Annotated in this window: 14 protein-coding genes; 7 read left to right on the forward strand and 7 right to left on the reverse strand. The window is 70.3% G+C overall.

Features of this window, described 5'->3' with window-relative positions:
- Nucleotides 1-61 precede the first annotated feature (61 nt).
- Nucleotides 62-916 carry an acyl-CoA thioesterase domain-containing protein gene (locus tag ATM97_RS24080; RefSeq protein WP_218720386.1) on the forward strand — a complete coding sequence of 285 codons (855 nt, stop codon included), beginning with the start codon at nt 62-64 and terminating at the stop codon, nt 914-916.
- Between the two features lie 9 nt (nt 917-925).
- On the opposite strand, the gene ATM97_RS24085 is transcribed toward ATM97_RS24080, so the two are convergent.
- From ATM97_RS24085 to ATM97_RS35080, 3 genes are all read right to left on the reverse strand, one after another.
- Complete coding sequence (locus tag ATM97_RS24085) at nt 926-2,461, reverse strand: AMP-binding protein (RefSeq protein ID WP_218720388.1); 1,536 nt, start codon at nt 2,459-2,461, stop codon at nt 926-928.
- A gap of 66 nt (nt 2,462-2,527) precedes the next feature.
- The gene (locus ATM97_RS24090; protein WP_218720389.1) at nt 2,528-3,073 is read right to left on the reverse strand and encodes a nitroreductase/quinone reductase family protein; all 546 of its coding nucleotides are present in this window, start codon (nt 3,071-3,073) and stop codon (nt 2,528-2,530) included.
- A 47-nt stretch (nt 3,074-3,120) separates the two neighbouring features.
- On the reverse strand, nt 3,121-3,456 hold the full coding sequence (locus ATM97_RS35080) for a helix-turn-helix domain-containing protein (RefSeq protein WP_218720559.1): 336 nt from the start codon (nt 3,454-3,456) through the stop codon (nt 3,121-3,123).
- Between the two features lie 658 nt (nt 3,457-4,114).
- Between ATM97_RS35080 and ATM97_RS24100 the strand changes: the two genes are divergently transcribed.
- The 5 genes from ATM97_RS24100 (at nt 4,115) to ATM97_RS24115 (ending at nt 7,779) form a co-directional block, all read left to right on the forward strand.
- A complete protein-coding gene (locus tag ATM97_RS24100) occupies nt 4,115-5,101 on the forward strand; it encodes an SMP-30/gluconolactonase/LRE family protein (RefSeq protein ID WP_255588273.1) in 987 nt (328 codons plus the stop codon).
- Between the two features lie 47 nt (nt 5,102-5,148).
- Nucleotides 5,149-5,472, forward strand: coding sequence for an acyl-CoA dehydrogenase family protein (locus tag ATM97_RS24105; protein ID WP_218720571.1), 324 nt, complete (start codon nt 5,149-5,151; stop codon nt 5,470-5,472).
- 81 nt (nt 5,473-5,553) lie between these two features.
- The gene (locus tag ATM97_RS34570) at nt 5,554-5,736 is read left to right on the forward strand and encodes a phosphotransferase (protein ID WP_255588274.1); all 183 of its coding nucleotides are present in this window, start codon (nt 5,554-5,556) and stop codon (nt 5,734-5,736) included.
- A 63-nt stretch (nt 5,737-5,799) separates the two neighbouring features.
- The gene (locus ATM97_RS34575; protein ID WP_255588275.1) at nt 5,800-6,036 is read left to right on the forward strand and encodes a hypothetical protein; all 237 of its coding nucleotides are present in this window, start codon (nt 5,800-5,802) and stop codon (nt 6,034-6,036) included.
- Nucleotides 6,037-6,135: 99 nt separating this feature from the next.
- Nucleotides 6,136-7,779: an FAD-dependent monooxygenase gene (locus ATM97_RS24115; protein WP_218720390.1), complete on the forward strand. Its 1,644-nt coding sequence runs from the start codon at nt 6,136-6,138 to the stop codon at nt 7,777-7,779.
- Nucleotides 7,780-7,786: 7 nt separating this feature from the next.
- Here ATM97_RS24115 and ATM97_RS24120 read toward each other — a convergent pair whose 3' ends face one another.
- Nucleotides 7,787-8,173 (reverse strand): VOC family protein, encoded by a 387-nt coding sequence (locus ATM97_RS24120; protein ID WP_218720392.1) that lies wholly within the window; start codon nt 8,171-8,173, stop codon nt 7,787-7,789.
- A gap of 103 nt (nt 8,174-8,276) precedes the next feature.
- Between ATM97_RS24120 and ATM97_RS24125 the strand changes: the two genes are divergently transcribed.
- Nucleotides 8,277-8,903, forward strand: a complete 627-nt coding sequence (locus ATM97_RS24125; protein WP_218720394.1) for a TetR/AcrR family transcriptional regulator — start codon at nt 8,277-8,279, stop codon at nt 8,901-8,903.
- A gap of 7 nt (nt 8,904-8,910) precedes the next feature.
- Here ATM97_RS24125 and ATM97_RS24130 read toward each other — a convergent pair whose 3' ends face one another.
- The 3 genes from ATM97_RS24130 to ATM97_RS24140 form a co-directional block, all read right to left on the reverse strand.
- On the reverse strand, nt 8,911-9,972 hold the full coding sequence (locus ATM97_RS24130) for a lipocalin-like domain-containing protein (RefSeq protein ID WP_218720395.1): 1,062 nt from the start codon (nt 9,970-9,972) through the stop codon (nt 8,911-8,913).
- A 17-nt stretch (nt 9,973-9,989) separates the two neighbouring features.
- A complete protein-coding gene (locus ATM97_RS24135) occupies nt 9,990-11,228 on the reverse strand; it encodes an oxygenase MpaB family protein (protein WP_218720561.1) in 1,239 nt (412 codons plus the stop codon).
- 164 nt (nt 11,229-11,392) lie between these two features.
- Complete coding sequence (locus tag ATM97_RS24140) at nt 11,393-13,195, reverse strand: multicopper oxidase family protein (RefSeq protein WP_218720397.1); 1,803 nt, start codon at nt 13,193-13,195, stop codon at nt 11,393-11,395.
- Nucleotides 13,196-13,386 lie beyond the last annotated feature (191 nt).

A 13,386-nucleotide genomic window follows, 5' to 3' on the forward strand; every position in this document is an offset into this window, starting at 1 on the left:
AGTCGAGCGCCACCGACGCCGCGCTGGAGCGAGATCGCTTATGCCGCAAGGGAGTTCGCCGGTGAGCCGAGCATTCTTTCACACGACAGTCGATCCACGAACGCAGACCGAGATCCTGCTGCCGCAGCCCGAGGCGGTCGCCGGTTGGGAGGGCGGCCAATTGCGCGGGATGGCCGTCGGCGCGGCGCTGGCACGCGCGGTGGAACGCGAGGTCGCCGCCGCCGGCCGGGCCGACCTGCGCCCGGTCCGGTGGACCCTCGACATGTTCCGCCCGGTCTTTCTGCGCCCCTGCCGGATTCGCGTCACCGTGGTGCGCGACGGGCGCAGGCTCGCGCTCTTCGACGCCGTCCTGATCCAGGACGATCGACCGGTCGCCCGCGCAGGCGCGCTGTACCTCCGTCCCGGCGCCGATCCGGCGGGCGTCTGCTGGTCGCCCGGCACCACCGCCGATCCCCCGCCGATCGACCGGCTCCCGGAACCCGGTCGCGATCGGGTGTACTTCAGTGAAGACGCGGGCTGGGGGCCGGACCCGCGCACTCACCACAACGTGGGCCGCACGGGGATCTGGCATCATCCGATCGCGGTCGTCGCCGACGAGGAACCGACGCCGTTCCAGTTCGTCGCTGGACTGGCCGACGTGACCAATGTGATCGCCCATCTCGGCAGCAACGGCCTCGAGTACATCAACGCCGACGCCACCCTCACGCTGACCCGCCTGCCGGAGGGCAACGAGGCCGGGCTGATCTGTCTGGATCGGCTGGCCGAGGACGGCATCGCGATCGGCACGGCCGCCGTCTACGACCGCAAGGGGGTGTTCGGCACCACGACGGTCAGTTCGCTGGCCAATGCGCGAGGCGCCGCCGATCTGAGTGTCATCGGGACCCTGGCGCGGGTGGGCGCCGCCCAGGCGGGCTGATCCGGTCGATCACGGCGCGGCGCGCAGTTCCCGCCTGTACAGCTTGCCGGAGTCGTCGCGCGGAAGCTCGGCCACGATGCTGATCCGCGAGGGCAGTTTGTAGGCGGCGAGTTGCTCGGCCAGCGCGGCCGCGACCTGATCGGGAGCGAGCTCGTGGCGGGGCCGGGCGACGAGATAGAGCTCGAGTGCCTCGCCGAGGTCGTCGCCGGAGGGCACGCCGATCGCGGCGGCGTCCTCCACCCCGGGCAGCGCCATCGCCGCGTTCTCGATCTCGGCCGGGTAGATGTTCACTCCGCCGCGGATCACCACCTCGCTCGATCGCCCGGTCAGGAACAGGTACCCGTCGGCATCGAGGTAGCCGGTGTCGCCGACCCACAGCAGATCGCCGCGGGTGACCGCCGAGCCCGCCCGGTGCAGGTACTCGAAGCGCGGCCAGTAGTCGGCTCCCCGGACGAACACCCGCCCGGGCTGCCCGGCGGGCAATTCCGCGCCGTCCTCGTCCAGGATCGCGACCGCGGACCCGTCGGCCGGGCGCCCGACGCTGCCGGGCCGCGCCAGCCATTCCGTGGCGCCGATCCAGGTGATGGTGCCGGTCTCGGTACTGCCGAAGTACTCGATCACCGCGTCGCCGAACCAGTCGATCGCCGCTCGTTTGATCGCGGGCGGGCACGGCGCCGCCGAATGGATCAAATGGGTCAGGCTGCCGGTGTCGTAGCGCTCGCGCACCTCGGCGGGCAGCGACAGCAGCCGCGACAGCATCGTCGGCACGATCTTGGCCTGCTGGATCCGGTGCTGATGCACCAGTCGCAGGAACCGTTCACTGTCCCAGCGCGGCATGATGGTGATGTCGGTGCCCATCCGCAGCGCCAGCACCGCCACCGCGTTCGGCGAGGTGTGATACATCGGCCCGGCCACCAGCATCCGCCCACCGGGCGCCAACCCCATCCGCCGCGCGATGCCGCCCGCGATGGACAGCAGTTGATGTGGCGTCATCCGTTCCCGCAGTACGCCTTTGGGAGTCCCGGTGGTGCCGGAGGTGTAGATCAGTCCCATCGAATCGGCCACCGCGCCTTCGAGATAGCCGACCGGCTCGTCTTGGTCGGCGATCCATTCCTCGAGGAGCGGATGCCGCCCCGTGGGCACGGACAGGGCCTGGTCGAGCCCGGCCTCGACGAGTGTCGGCGCGGGCATGGCGATCTCGACGATCCGGGCTGAGCTGCCCGCGCGGTCGCGGGCATCCTCGACGGTGGCGACGAACTCGGTGTGCGCGAAGATCACGCGCGGCGCGCAATCGGCGAGCACATGGGCGATCTCCCCCGCGCGCCAGCGGGTGTTGATCGGTACCGGGTTCGCCCCTGCCGAGGCGATGGCCAGTGAGACCTCGAGGAATTCGATGTCGTTGCGGGCCAGGACCGCGACGCGGTCGCCGCGCCCGACGCCGGCGGCGAGCAGGGCCGAGGCGAGGCGGCCCGCGCGGTCGTGCGCATCGGTGTGGGCGCGCACCCGTTCGCCGCAGCGGATGATCGGAGTCGGGGAGTCGGCCATCGCTACCTTCGGTCGGGAGTCGGTGCCCCTCAGCGTATGCGGCACCGCGCGCCTCGGCCGAGCTGCTCAGATGTCCAAGTCGATCGCGACGGCCCGCCCCGTGCGGAACCAGTAGTCGTGCAGGGCACGGATCTTCGCGCGGGAGGGCACCCCGCGCAGGTGGATCGCGCACTCACCGAAATCGACCGGGACGACGGTGTCGCACAGCAGCGCGCGGGCGACGGCGAGTTCCGCCGGATCGGTGATCTCCCTGGCCGTCCCGTGCAACGCCCCGTCGCGCAGTTCCAGGGTGACGCGCGGATCGGCCCGGATATTGCGCAGCCACGCGTTGACCGCCTGCGGCTGGTCGAGGGCGATCTGCGGCGGCATCAACTGCACCAGATAGGCCCGGTCACCCGCCCGCATCACCCGCACGCACTTCGGGCGCGGCAGACCGGTCTTGCGCCCGGTGGTGGTGAGGATGCCGTAGCCGCGCGGAACACGCAGCCGGAACCACGGCAGCATCGCCGCGCTGAGCCACTTGCCGTCGCGCCGGCGGCGGATCAGCCGACCGTGTCTGCCGACTTCGGCCTGCGCCGCCGCGCGCCGGGCCCGCTGGTCTGCGTCGTCCATCTGTCCATGATGCGCCCGTCGGCACCGGACCGTCGCCGCTTGGCAGGTCAGCGTGACGGCGGCGAGTCGCGGTGCAGGAGCCACCACGCGACGATGAGATCGTCGGTTCGGCCGAGATCGAGGCCGGTGAGCTCGGCGAAGCGCGTGAGCCGATTGCGGACGGTATTGCGGTGCAGAACCAGCGTGGCCGCCGTGTCGTCGATGCGCTGGTCGCAATCGCGGTAGGTCGCGACGGTGCCGAGGATCTCCTCGGCGCCGCTGCGGTTGCCCAGCGGCGCCAGGTGCCTGTCGGCGAGCAGTCGCGCAATGTCCTCGGCCTCCGCGAGCAGCGGCAGCGGACCCAGCGACCCGAGATCGACCAGGCCCGATCTGCCGTGGCGAATCGCGAGATCGAACGCGCCTGCCGATACGACGCCGCGGCGTCACCGAGCAGCATCGCCGATCCCACGGCGACCACGCTGCCCGTGGGCAGCGCGTCCGGGGTGCGTGGCAGCAGGGCGACCAGATGCTGGTCAACGACCGTGTCGACGACCGGCAGCCTTGCTGTCGATCCCCGGGCGCGCAGCGCGGCGAGCAGGTCGGTCGCGGCGGCGGTGCCGTTCCACGCGGCGCAGGCGATCCGGTAGCGATGCTCGGGGTCGAGCCCGTGGTTGCGGGCCTCTGCGCGCAGGACGGCGGGCGCGACTGTGCCGTCGACGAGACTGCGCAGGAAATCGGCGCGGTGCGCGGCCCCCGCCATCGCCCGCTCCTGCAGCACTCGGTGGACCGCGGTAGCGGACGCGGTCGCCCATTCCCAGGTGAGGTCCTGCATCTCGTCGATCTCGCCGGCGCTGACCCCGTGCGCGGCGGCGCGGCGGCGGATCAGCTCGAGCGCGGGCACCGGCCTGCTGGTGTGCATGCGCACAGTCAACTCGGTTGGCGCTCCCATTTAAACGCCGCCGACCGGGCAGCAGAATGGCATGTGCACAGGAAGCGCTGCAGTGAGCGGCGCTCGATCGCTGGGAGGTACGCATGGTCGTCGGTGGTCGGTCCGGTCCCCGGATGACGCCGGTTCGCTGGTCACCGCCGACAGCGACACCGCGCGCCGGGCAACGCCGCAGCACCCCGCCGATGCCCGCGGTACGGCGGATCGAACTGCCCGGCGTCGGTCCCGAGGACGTGGTTATCGGCGCCGACGGCCTCGTCTACACCGGAATCGCCGATGGCCGGATCCTGCGGGTCGACATCGCCACCGGGGCCGTCGAAACGGTCGCGAATACCGGCGGCCGCCCACTGGGTCTGTGCGCGGGCGCCGACGGTTCGCTGCTCGTCTGCGACGCCCATCGCGGCCTGCTGCGCTGGTCCGGAACCGACGTCGAGGTCCTGGTGGATGCCGTCGACGACGGACCCCTGAACATGGCCAGCAATGTCGTCGAGGATCCGCGCGACGGCACCGTCTACTTCACGGCCTCGTCGCGTCGCTGGCCCCTGGACCTGTGGATGGGCGATCTGCTCGAGCACTCCGGTACCGGTCGGCTGTTCCGGTACTCCCATGACGGCCGAACCGAGTCCCTGCTGGATGGCCTCCAGTACGCCAACGGTGTCGCGTTCGCGCCCGATCAGGCATCACTGATCGTCGCCGAGACGGCCGCGTATCGGCTCAGCCGCTACTGGTTGCATGGCCCGAAGGCCGGCACGTGCGAGGTGCTGATCGACAATCTGCCCGGCTTCCCCGACAACCTCGCCCTCGGCTCCGACGGACTGATCTGGGTCACGCTGGCCTCGCCCCGCAATCCCCTGCTCGATCTGCTGCTCCCCATGCCGACTCTCGCGCGAAAGCTGTTGTGGCGGATACCCGATCGGCTCAAGCCGCGCCCCGTCCGCACCGCCTGGGTGCTCGCCGTCGACGACCACGGGACCGTCGTCCACGATCTACAGCGCGACGGCGCGGACTACGCGATGGTCACCGGCGTCGCCGAGGCGCACGGCACCCTGGTGCTGGGCAGCCTCGACGAATCCGCGATCGCACTCACCCACCTCCCGTCCTGAACCCGGCTATCGCCTGCCGCCGTCACCCTTCCACCGAAAGCACAGCCATGGACTTCGCTCCCAGCGCCCGCGCCACCGATCTCGTCGCCCGAGTGCGCGCCTTCGTCGCCGAGGAGATCGCCCCGATCGAGGCCGACTACCACCGCAGCGTGGCCACGCTGCGCGAGACCGGCGGCGATCCGTGGGATCCCCTGCCCGTGCTCGGTGAGCTGCGTGCGAAGGCACGCGCGGCGGCCATCGGGCCGACGGCGCACACGACATGGCCCGCGAGTACCGCGTGCAATCCGCCCTCGGCCCGGTATTCGACTACGCGCCGTCGACGGTGGCGTTGTGCGAGGACTAGACGGTCCTCGGTTCGCCGTTCTATCTGATGGAACGGCTCGACGGAACAATCCCCCGCAGGGAACTCCCACCCGAATCCTGCTGGACACCACCGCGCGTGCGCGCCCATCATGTCCTGGCCGGCCGCCCACCAGCCGCCCGATCGCCCAGCGGTACTGATCCACAACGATTTCCGCTTCGACAACATCGTGCTCGACCCCACCGACCCCACCCGGCCGATCGGTTTGCTCGACTGGGAGATGGCCACCATCGGCGACCCACTCATGGATCTCGGCGCCGCCCTCGCCTACTGAGTCCAGGCCGACGACAACCTCGCCGTCAAGTTCTTCCGGCGCCAGCCGACGCACGCCCCAGGCATGCTGACCCGCGACGACGTGGTCGAATACTATTGCCGCCATGCCGGAATCGGTCTCACCGGCCGCGAATGGGCGTTCTACGAAGTCTTCGGCCTGTTCCGTCTGGCGGTGATCTGCCAGCAGATCTACTACCGCTATTCTCACCGCCAGACCACCAACCCGGCCTTCCGCTCCTTCGGCCTGGCCGTCCGGCTCTTGGAATGGCGCTGCCGGGCTGTCATCCGCGGCATCGGGTAGGCACGCCGGGTTCCAGCCGCCGGCGATTCAGCTTTTCGACGCCCGGGCGTACGATCAGCAAACACACTGAGGCGGGGTAGTCCAACGAGGTGATGTCGCATGGTCGAGACGGATGTCCTGGTCGTGGGCGCCGGTCCGGTGGGCACGGCGGCCGCGGTCGAACTGGTCCGGCGCGGGGTCCGCTGCCGGATCGTCGATTCGCAGGCCCACCCGCCGCGCTATGCGAAAGCGGTCGGCATCCAGCCTCGCACGCTGGAGCTGTTCGAGCAGATGGGCATTCTCCGCGACGTTCTCGACGCCTCGATCCTGATGCGCGGCCAGCTCGTCTTCGTCAACGGTGTCGAGTCGGGCCGGCTCGATCTCACGCTGCCCCCCGAGGTGCCGTTCGGGTTCGTCGGGCTCCCCCAGTACGAGACCGAGCGCATCCTGTGGAACCGCCTGGCATCGCTGGGCACGCACGTCGAACGCGGGGTCACGGTGACCGGGTTCACCCAGGACGACGACGGGGTCGACGCGGTGCTCGCCGGACCGGACGGGGAAGACACCGTGCGGGCGCGATATCTCGTCGGCTGCGACGGCGCGCACAGCATCGTCCGTAAGACCCTCGGGCTGACCTTCGAGGGCGCGGCCTTCACCGACCAGTACATGCTCGGCGATGTCGAACTGGATTGGTCACAGCCGCGCGGGTACGCCATCCGGGCGATGCACCAGACCGACGGCGTCACCGACGACACGCTGGCGTGCATCCCGCTGCCCGGCCGTCATCGGTACCGCGTCTCCATGCGGGTGCCGCCGGAGCTCGAGATAGGCACGGGCGGCGACGGCGTGGCACACGGCTTCGGCAGTGGTCCGGCCCCCGAATTGGCGCACCTCCAGGCGGTGCTGGACCGGTTGTCGCCGGAGCCGACGACGGCCTCGCACCTGCGCTGGTCCTCGGTGTTCCGGATCAGCCACCGCATCGTCGACGCCTATGGGCGCGGGCGGGTCTTCGTCGCCGGCGATGCGGCCCATATCCACCCGCCCACCGGCGCGCAAGGCATGAACACCGGCATCCAGGACGCCCACAACCTGGCCTGGAAACTGGCCCTGGCGGTCGCCGGGCTGGCCGCCTCGCCACTGCTGGCCAGCTACGACGCCGAGCGCCGACCCGTCGGCGAAGAGGTCGTCGGCCGCACCGTGCGTCATGCCCGAGACGGGATCGGCGCCGGTGACCCCGACCCCGAACGGGCACTGCTGCGCGAAGCCCAGTTGCTCATCGACTATCGGGACAGTCCCCTGGTGTTCGCTTCTCCCGCCGGTTCCCCCGCGCCGACCGCGGGCAGTCGCGCTCCGGACGCGACCGGCCTGACCCGCGACGCGGTGGCCTCACCCTTCCGACTGTTCCCGCTGCTCGCGGGCCCGGACCACACGCTGCTGTGCTACGCGGACAGCACCTGCGACGCCGCGACGCTCGACGAGATCGAGAGCCGCGTCGACCTGCTCCGGGAACTCAGCGACGACCGGCTCGACGCCTACCTCGTCGCCGCGCCCGGCGCCGCGATCGGACCGACCGTGCTGCCGGTGATCCACGACCGCGACGGCGACTTCGCCCGGCAGTACCGTCCCGGCCCCGGCGCGGTGTATGTCGTGCGGCCCGACGGCTATCTCGGGTATGCCGCGTCTCCGGCGTCGTCGCACGATCTCGCCCGCTACTTCGGCGCGATCTTCGCCACCGCGCCGGAGGGCGTGGCCGGGACCGCCTGAGCGCGCGTCAGCTCCGCGCGGCCTCGATGCGGCGGCGCAGCAGGCAGAATTCGTTCCCTTCGGGATCGGCCAGGACATGCCAGGACTCCTCGCCGGTCTGCCCGATCTCGACCGGACGCGCTCCCGCGGCGAGCAGCCTGCGCAGTTCCGCGTCCTGATCGCGGTCGGTCGGATTGACGTCCAGGTGCAGGCGCAACTTCTCGCGTTTCGGTTCCGTGCTGCGGCTCAACAACAGGGTGGGCTGGGGTCCGCCGAATACTGTTCCGGGAGCGCCGATCTGGATATCGCCCTCGTCTCGGTCGAGTTCGACGAAGCCGAGCACCTCGCACCAGAAGTCCGCCAGCAGTTGCGGATCGGCGCAGTCGAGGACGAGTTCGGTGATCCGGCAGGCCATGCCTGCGACCCTACGCGCGCGCCGCGGGCACAACCAGGGACGACGCCCGATCCGCGGTCGACGAGACGATAAGCTGACGCGTGCAGGCGACAGGAAGGCGACCATGACCCCCAGGGCCGAGGACCCGCGACCGACCGCGCCGGTGTCCAAGCGCAAAGCGGCGGCGGCCGGGCGCGCGGCACGCAGGCTCGGGGTCGAGGACTGGACGAACGCGGCGCTCGGCGTGCTCTTGCGCGACGGGGTCGCCGGCATCACGATCGCCAAGCTGTGCGAGGAACTCGGGGTCACCAAGGGCAGCTTCTACTGGCATTTCGACGGCATCGATCAGCTGCTGGAGACGACGGCGCAATTCTGGTGCGCCGATCAGAACGACGCGGCACGCGGGTTCCAGGGCCTCGAGGAATTGCCGCCCCGGGAGCGGCTGGCGCGGATGGGCGAGCTGCTCACCGCGGAGCGGGTGTGGCAGATCGAGCTCGCGGTGCGGGACTGGGCGCGCACCAACGCCAAGGTGGCCGAGGCGGTCAAGGCGCTGGATCAGCGGATCTTTCACGCGCTGTCCGACACCCTCGTCGACATGGGATTCTCCGCCGATCAGGCCGAGATGCGCGCGGGCCTGATGTGTTTCGCCGGCATCGGCTTCGTGCACGGCAACCAGAATCTCCCGGTGCCGACCGAGGATCAGCGCCGGGAGTTCTTCCGATTCGTCACCAGCAAGGAGTCCGGCGACTGAGGCCGGGTCAGGCCAAGGCGACCAGTTCGTGCAGGGTCGTCCCGCTGCGGCGCTGCGTTCCCGACGGGGTACGCACGGTCAGCGCGAAGGTGGACTCGAACCGGAAGTAGCCCGGGTGCCCGACCAGCCGGTGCACGAGCGGTTTGATCAGCCGTGAGCGCGCCACCGGCACATCGTCGAGCAGGTCGTGGGCGTGGATGACGCGCACGACGTCCAGGCGCAGGTCGAGGCTGCCCGGCACGGTCAGCTCCACCCACTCGGGGTAGGTCCGGCCCGCGGTGGCGTCGAAGCGCGCAGGTCCCTCGGTGAGGACGGTTTCGCCGGTGGACAGCACGATCTGGTCGTGGTGGGCGAGCATCAGCGGGCTGATCTCGTGGCCGCCCCGGCGCTGCTGGGTCAGGACCGAGGCGAACAGCAGGGAGTAGTCCTCGACGTAGAGCCGTCCCCAGTGCCAGCGCTCGATGATCTTCTTCATGTCGCCGACGCCCCAGTTGTGGTCGTGGTAGCCACGTCCGGTGACCTCGTGACGCACGCCGTCGAGCTCGATCGCCCCGCTCACCCGTGCGCGTGGGGCGCCGACCATCCAGCCGAAGGAATCCCGGGCACCGAAGCGGGTTTCGCCCTTGCCCGGCATCCAGCTGGGCACTTCGTTGTGGAACCGCAGGTCGAAGACGATGCCGTCCTCGGCCATCCAGAGGTGATGGATCGGCAGGCCGTCGGCACCGGCTTCGGTGCGCGCGGTGTTGTGGCCGACACGCACGTCGCAGGCGTCGGCCGAGAACGACGTCGCGGAGCGCGGATAGCGCCGCGACACCTGGCGGCGGGTGCCGTCGGGGGCGTAGACCATCATCTCCACCCACGGGCGTGCGGTCGGCAGGTCCTCGGGCCTGCGTTTGGTGAGGAAGCCGATCACCACGTGCCCGGTGTCGAGGTGGGCGTCGAAGTACCAGTGTTCGAAGGCGAGCCTGCTGGGCGAGGGATGTAATCCGTTGTGCCGCGGTTCGACCGGTGTCAGGACACCGTCGCGGCGTCCCGGTCCGTTCCACACTTCGACGATGTCGGTACTCATGGCTGCTCTCGGTCGGTTCATCGGCGCAGAGCGCCGCTGGCGTCGAAGGCCGCTTCCCGGCCCTGCATCTGGGCGCGATACCAGTTCTCGCGATGCCACAACATCAGCTTCTCGTGCGCCCGCGCGAACGGGGGGCAGAGGCGGCGCGCGAGTTCCATGACGGTGATCAGCGGGAACCGGACGATCGGAATGGCGATCCACGGGAACGCCGGCGGCATCGTGTAACGACGGCGGGTGCCGGGCGCCATGTACATCGCGGAGTACACGGAATTGATCCGGTAGTTGTACCTTTCGCGCAGCCGGGTCAGACCGCGATGACCATCGCGCGGGGCGAAGGCCGCCGGATAGGACTCGATCAATTCCGTTCCGTGCTGCCCCGCGTCGTAGGACCGCGAGGCGATCGTCATGGCCAGCACCCGCAGCGCGTCCCGCACGGTCTCCGGGTACCAGCGCAATCGCACGCCCAGCAGGTGGCCCATGTACTTCTGGAAGTGCAGCAGCGCACGGATTTCCGACGGAGTCGTCTGGTAGCCCAGCGCCCACAGTCCCAGGCCGGGAGTCACGCTGCCGGCCAGCAGGGTCAGCAGCTGGTAGGTCTGACTGATCGGCAGACCCCACCGCTCGGTGTCCCATTCGGGGTGCGCGGCGACCTTCGCCCGCACCGAGACGTGCATGACCCGCACCTTCAGCGCGGTCGCGCGGCCCGCCGAGCCCGGGGTCAGCAGCGCGTCGCGGGCCGAGACATCCATCCAGAAGCGGGTGGTCTCCAGGAACCGGCGCAGGGCGCTGTCGCCGGCGTAGCCGCCCGCGAGCGACAGCGGGGTCGCGACCGCCGCCTCGGTGTACATCTCGAGCGTCTCGGCGCCGGCGAAGCTGAACAGCATGGTGCCCCAGCGCCGCCAGATCGCCGCGCCCTGTTCCACCAGCTCGGGTACCACCCAGTCGGGCACCGTCTCGAACTCGGCGAACAGCGCGCGCATGGAGTCCGGGGCATCGGGCACCGCGTCGATACCCTCGGCCAGCGCCTGCTCCAGCATGCGGCGCCCGGCCTTCGCCCCGATCTCGCCGTGCATCACCTCGGCGACGAACCGTTCGGCCACCGGGTCTCCGGCGAACAGGTCCGCGCACAGCGCCGCGGCCTGTTCGTCACTGGGAAACAGCGACTGTCGGGTCACCGTGGTGAACAGACGCTCGATCCGGCGCACCGTCGCGGTGCCGCGCGCCTCCCAGTAGCGGAAGGCGGTGGGGCACCGCACCGGTGGCTGCTCGGCCGACCGGGACGCGTCGGGCCGGACCCGACTTTCGACGAATTCGGCCAATGCCGGTCTCCTGACGTGAAACTCGCTCACCGTGTGTCGTGACAGGCCGACCATACTACGAAGAACATTATTCCGTACCCGAAAGTATGGAAAGCGGGGCGTCACGGCACGATGCGGTATTTGAGCATCATGTCGTGGTCCTCGTGATCGAGCAGGTGGCAGTGCCACACGTAGCCCTGCAACTCCGCGGACGAGCGGCCCGCGTGGTCACCGGTGCGGTGCCCGCCGTGGGAATCCGCGCCGCGCAACTCGGTCGCGATCCGGCGGGGGAAGGTCGCGTCGGGATCGAAGCCGAGTTCCGCCGCGGTCGGGAATCGGACGATGATGCTGGTCACGGTGCCGCCGTCGACCCGCACGATGTCCTTCCAGCCCGCCTCCCACGGCTGGGGCGGCACCATCGGACCCGCCAGGAACCCGTCGGCCGCCGGCGCCCACCGCTGCCCGATCGGCGGCTGGGGATGCGCCAGCTGATAGTCGACCGTGCGCAGGGGTGCGCGTCCGAGAATCCGGAAGGTCACCAGGTGCAGGTGGATCGGGTGCGGGTCGGGCGTGATGTTGATGATGTTCCACTGCTCGACGGTGCCCTGCCGCGGACGCTCGATCTCCGGGCTGGCGAAGGTGAGGTTGTTGAGCGACATGATCGCGGGCGGCACCCGCAGCTCGTAGGGCTGACTCACCGTGACATCGCGGCGCACGGTCGGTGTGGCGAGCGGCGGCAGCACCGGTGGCCGAACGGGGCCGCCGCGCAACCGTTCCGGCACGCCGCCCGTGAAGCCGGGCCGATCCTGCACGCGGAACTGACAGAACACCGGCATCGCGACCTCGCCGAGGATCGCCGCCTGGAAGACCGGCGCCTCGTCGTTGCGCAGTTCGACGGTCTCCCCCGGCGCGAGCCCGGCGAAGTCGACCAGCACGTCCACCCGTTCACCGGGTGCCAGGCGCAGCTCGTGCACCGTGACCGGCGCGTCCAGCAGTCCGTGATCGTTCCCGATCACCCAGAACCGCATCCGGTTGCCGAAGAACAGATTCCACACACTGAACGACGCCGCGTTGAGCAGCCGGAAGCGGTAGAGACCGCGGGCGACCGGCAGGTGGGGCCAGATCTTGCCGTTGACCACCCCGACGTCCCCGACCGCCCCACCTTCCCAGGCCCCCTGCGGGACGACCGGCGTCGACCGGACCGACTGGCGCCCCTCGGCGGTGAACAGCTTCTCCTGCAATACCAGCGGCACCTCGAACTCCCCGGCGGGCAGGCCCAGCGGGTTCCCGGGCGCACCGGTGTCGAATTCATCTCGGAGCAGCAGCAATCCGGCCAGTCCGGCGTAGACGTTGATACGGGTGATGCCCATCGCGTGGTCGTGATACCAGAGGTGTCCGGCGTCCTGCGCCAGCGGGAAATCGTGGTCGAGGTCGCCACCGGGATGGACCAGCTGCTCCGGATGCCCGTCGCTGTCGGGCGGGGTCACCCCACCGTGTAGGTGCAGCGAGGACGGCGGCGAGGTCCGGAAGCTCTCGTCGACGCCGTGCAGGGTGGTGTCCATGTCGGCGGCCAGCGGATGGGTCGTCATCCGGTTCGCGAACCGCAGGCGCAGCGGCGTGCCCGCCCGGTGTTCGACAGTCGGCCCCAGATAGGTCATCCCGTTGTAGCCCAGCGCCGGTGACGGCGGCAGATCGCGATGGAAGCGATGGATGGTGGTCGAGGCGACGACGTCGAGCCGGTCACCACGCACCACCGGCAACCGGGGCAGCTCGTCCACGAACGGCTCGACCGCCGGGGACGCGAAGAGCAGCGGACCACGCGCCGGCGCCGGGGTCGCGGCGGCGGAGGTCTCGAACAGCGCCGCGCCGAGCAGTCCCGCCCCGGCGGCACGCAGGAACCCACGACGTTCGATCGGATATCCCATGGCCGAGCCCTTTCCGGGCTGCACCGTCGCACGCACCGCCGGGCGACCATACCATTAGGTACAGTTATCAGTACCTCGTCGAATGTCACCCAGCGCCCACCGATCGCCGCGTCGCCGGGCAGGACACCGGGCCGATCGACCGCCCCGCGGCCTCGGGCGCATCAGCGTGCCGCCGTACGGAATCGTTCTTG

The organism is Nocardia sp. MH4 (genome assembly GCF_019266065.1).
Classification (GTDB): Bacteria; Actinomycetota; Actinomycetes; order Mycobacteriales; family Mycobacteriaceae; genus Nocardia; species Nocardia canadensis.

Bases quoted from the DNA above. Each gene is read 5' to 3' on its own strand.
- ATM97_RS24105 (WP_218720571.1), top strand. From the start codon at position 5,149: ATGGACTTCGCTCCCAGCGCCCGCGCCACCGATCTCGTCGCCCGAGTG.
- ATM97_RS24085 (WP_218720388.1), bottom strand. From the start codon at position 2,461: ATGGCCGACTCCCCGACTCCGATCATCCGCTGCGGCGAACGGGTGCGC.
- ATM97_RS24120 (WP_218720392.1), bottom strand. From the start codon at position 8,173: ATGGCCTGCCGGATCACCGAACTCGTCCTCGACTGCGCCGATCCGCAA.
- ATM97_RS24130 (WP_218720395.1), bottom strand. From the start codon at position 9,972: ATGAGTACCGACATCGTCGAAGTGTGGAACGGACCGGGACGCCGCGAC.
- ATM97_RS24125 (WP_218720394.1), top strand. From the start codon at position 8,277: ATGACCCCCAGGGCCGAGGACCCGCGACCGACCGCGCCGGTGTCCAAG.
- ATM97_RS24140 (WP_218720397.1), bottom strand. From the start codon at position 13,195: ATGGGATATCCGATCGAACGTCGTGGGTTCCTGCGTGCCGCCGGGGCG.
- ATM97_RS24100 (WP_255588273.1), top strand. From the start codon at position 4,115: ATGACGCCGGTTCGCTGGTCACCGCCGACAGCGACACCGCGCGCCGGG.
- ATM97_RS24090 (WP_218720389.1), bottom strand. From the start codon at position 3,073: ATGGACGACGCAGACCAGCGGGCCCGGCGCGCGGCGGCGCAGGCCGAA.
- ATM97_RS34570 (WP_255588274.1), top strand. From the start codon at position 5,554: ATGTCCTGGCCGGCCGCCCACCAGCCGCCCGATCGCCCAGCGGTACTG.
- ATM97_RS34575 (WP_255588275.1), top strand. From the start codon at position 5,800: ATGCTGACCCGCGACGACGTGGTCGAATACTATTGCCGCCATGCCGGA.
- ATM97_RS24115 (WP_218720390.1), top strand. From the start codon at position 6,136: ATGGTCGAGACGGATGTCCTGGTCGTGGGCGCCGGTCCGGTGGGCACG.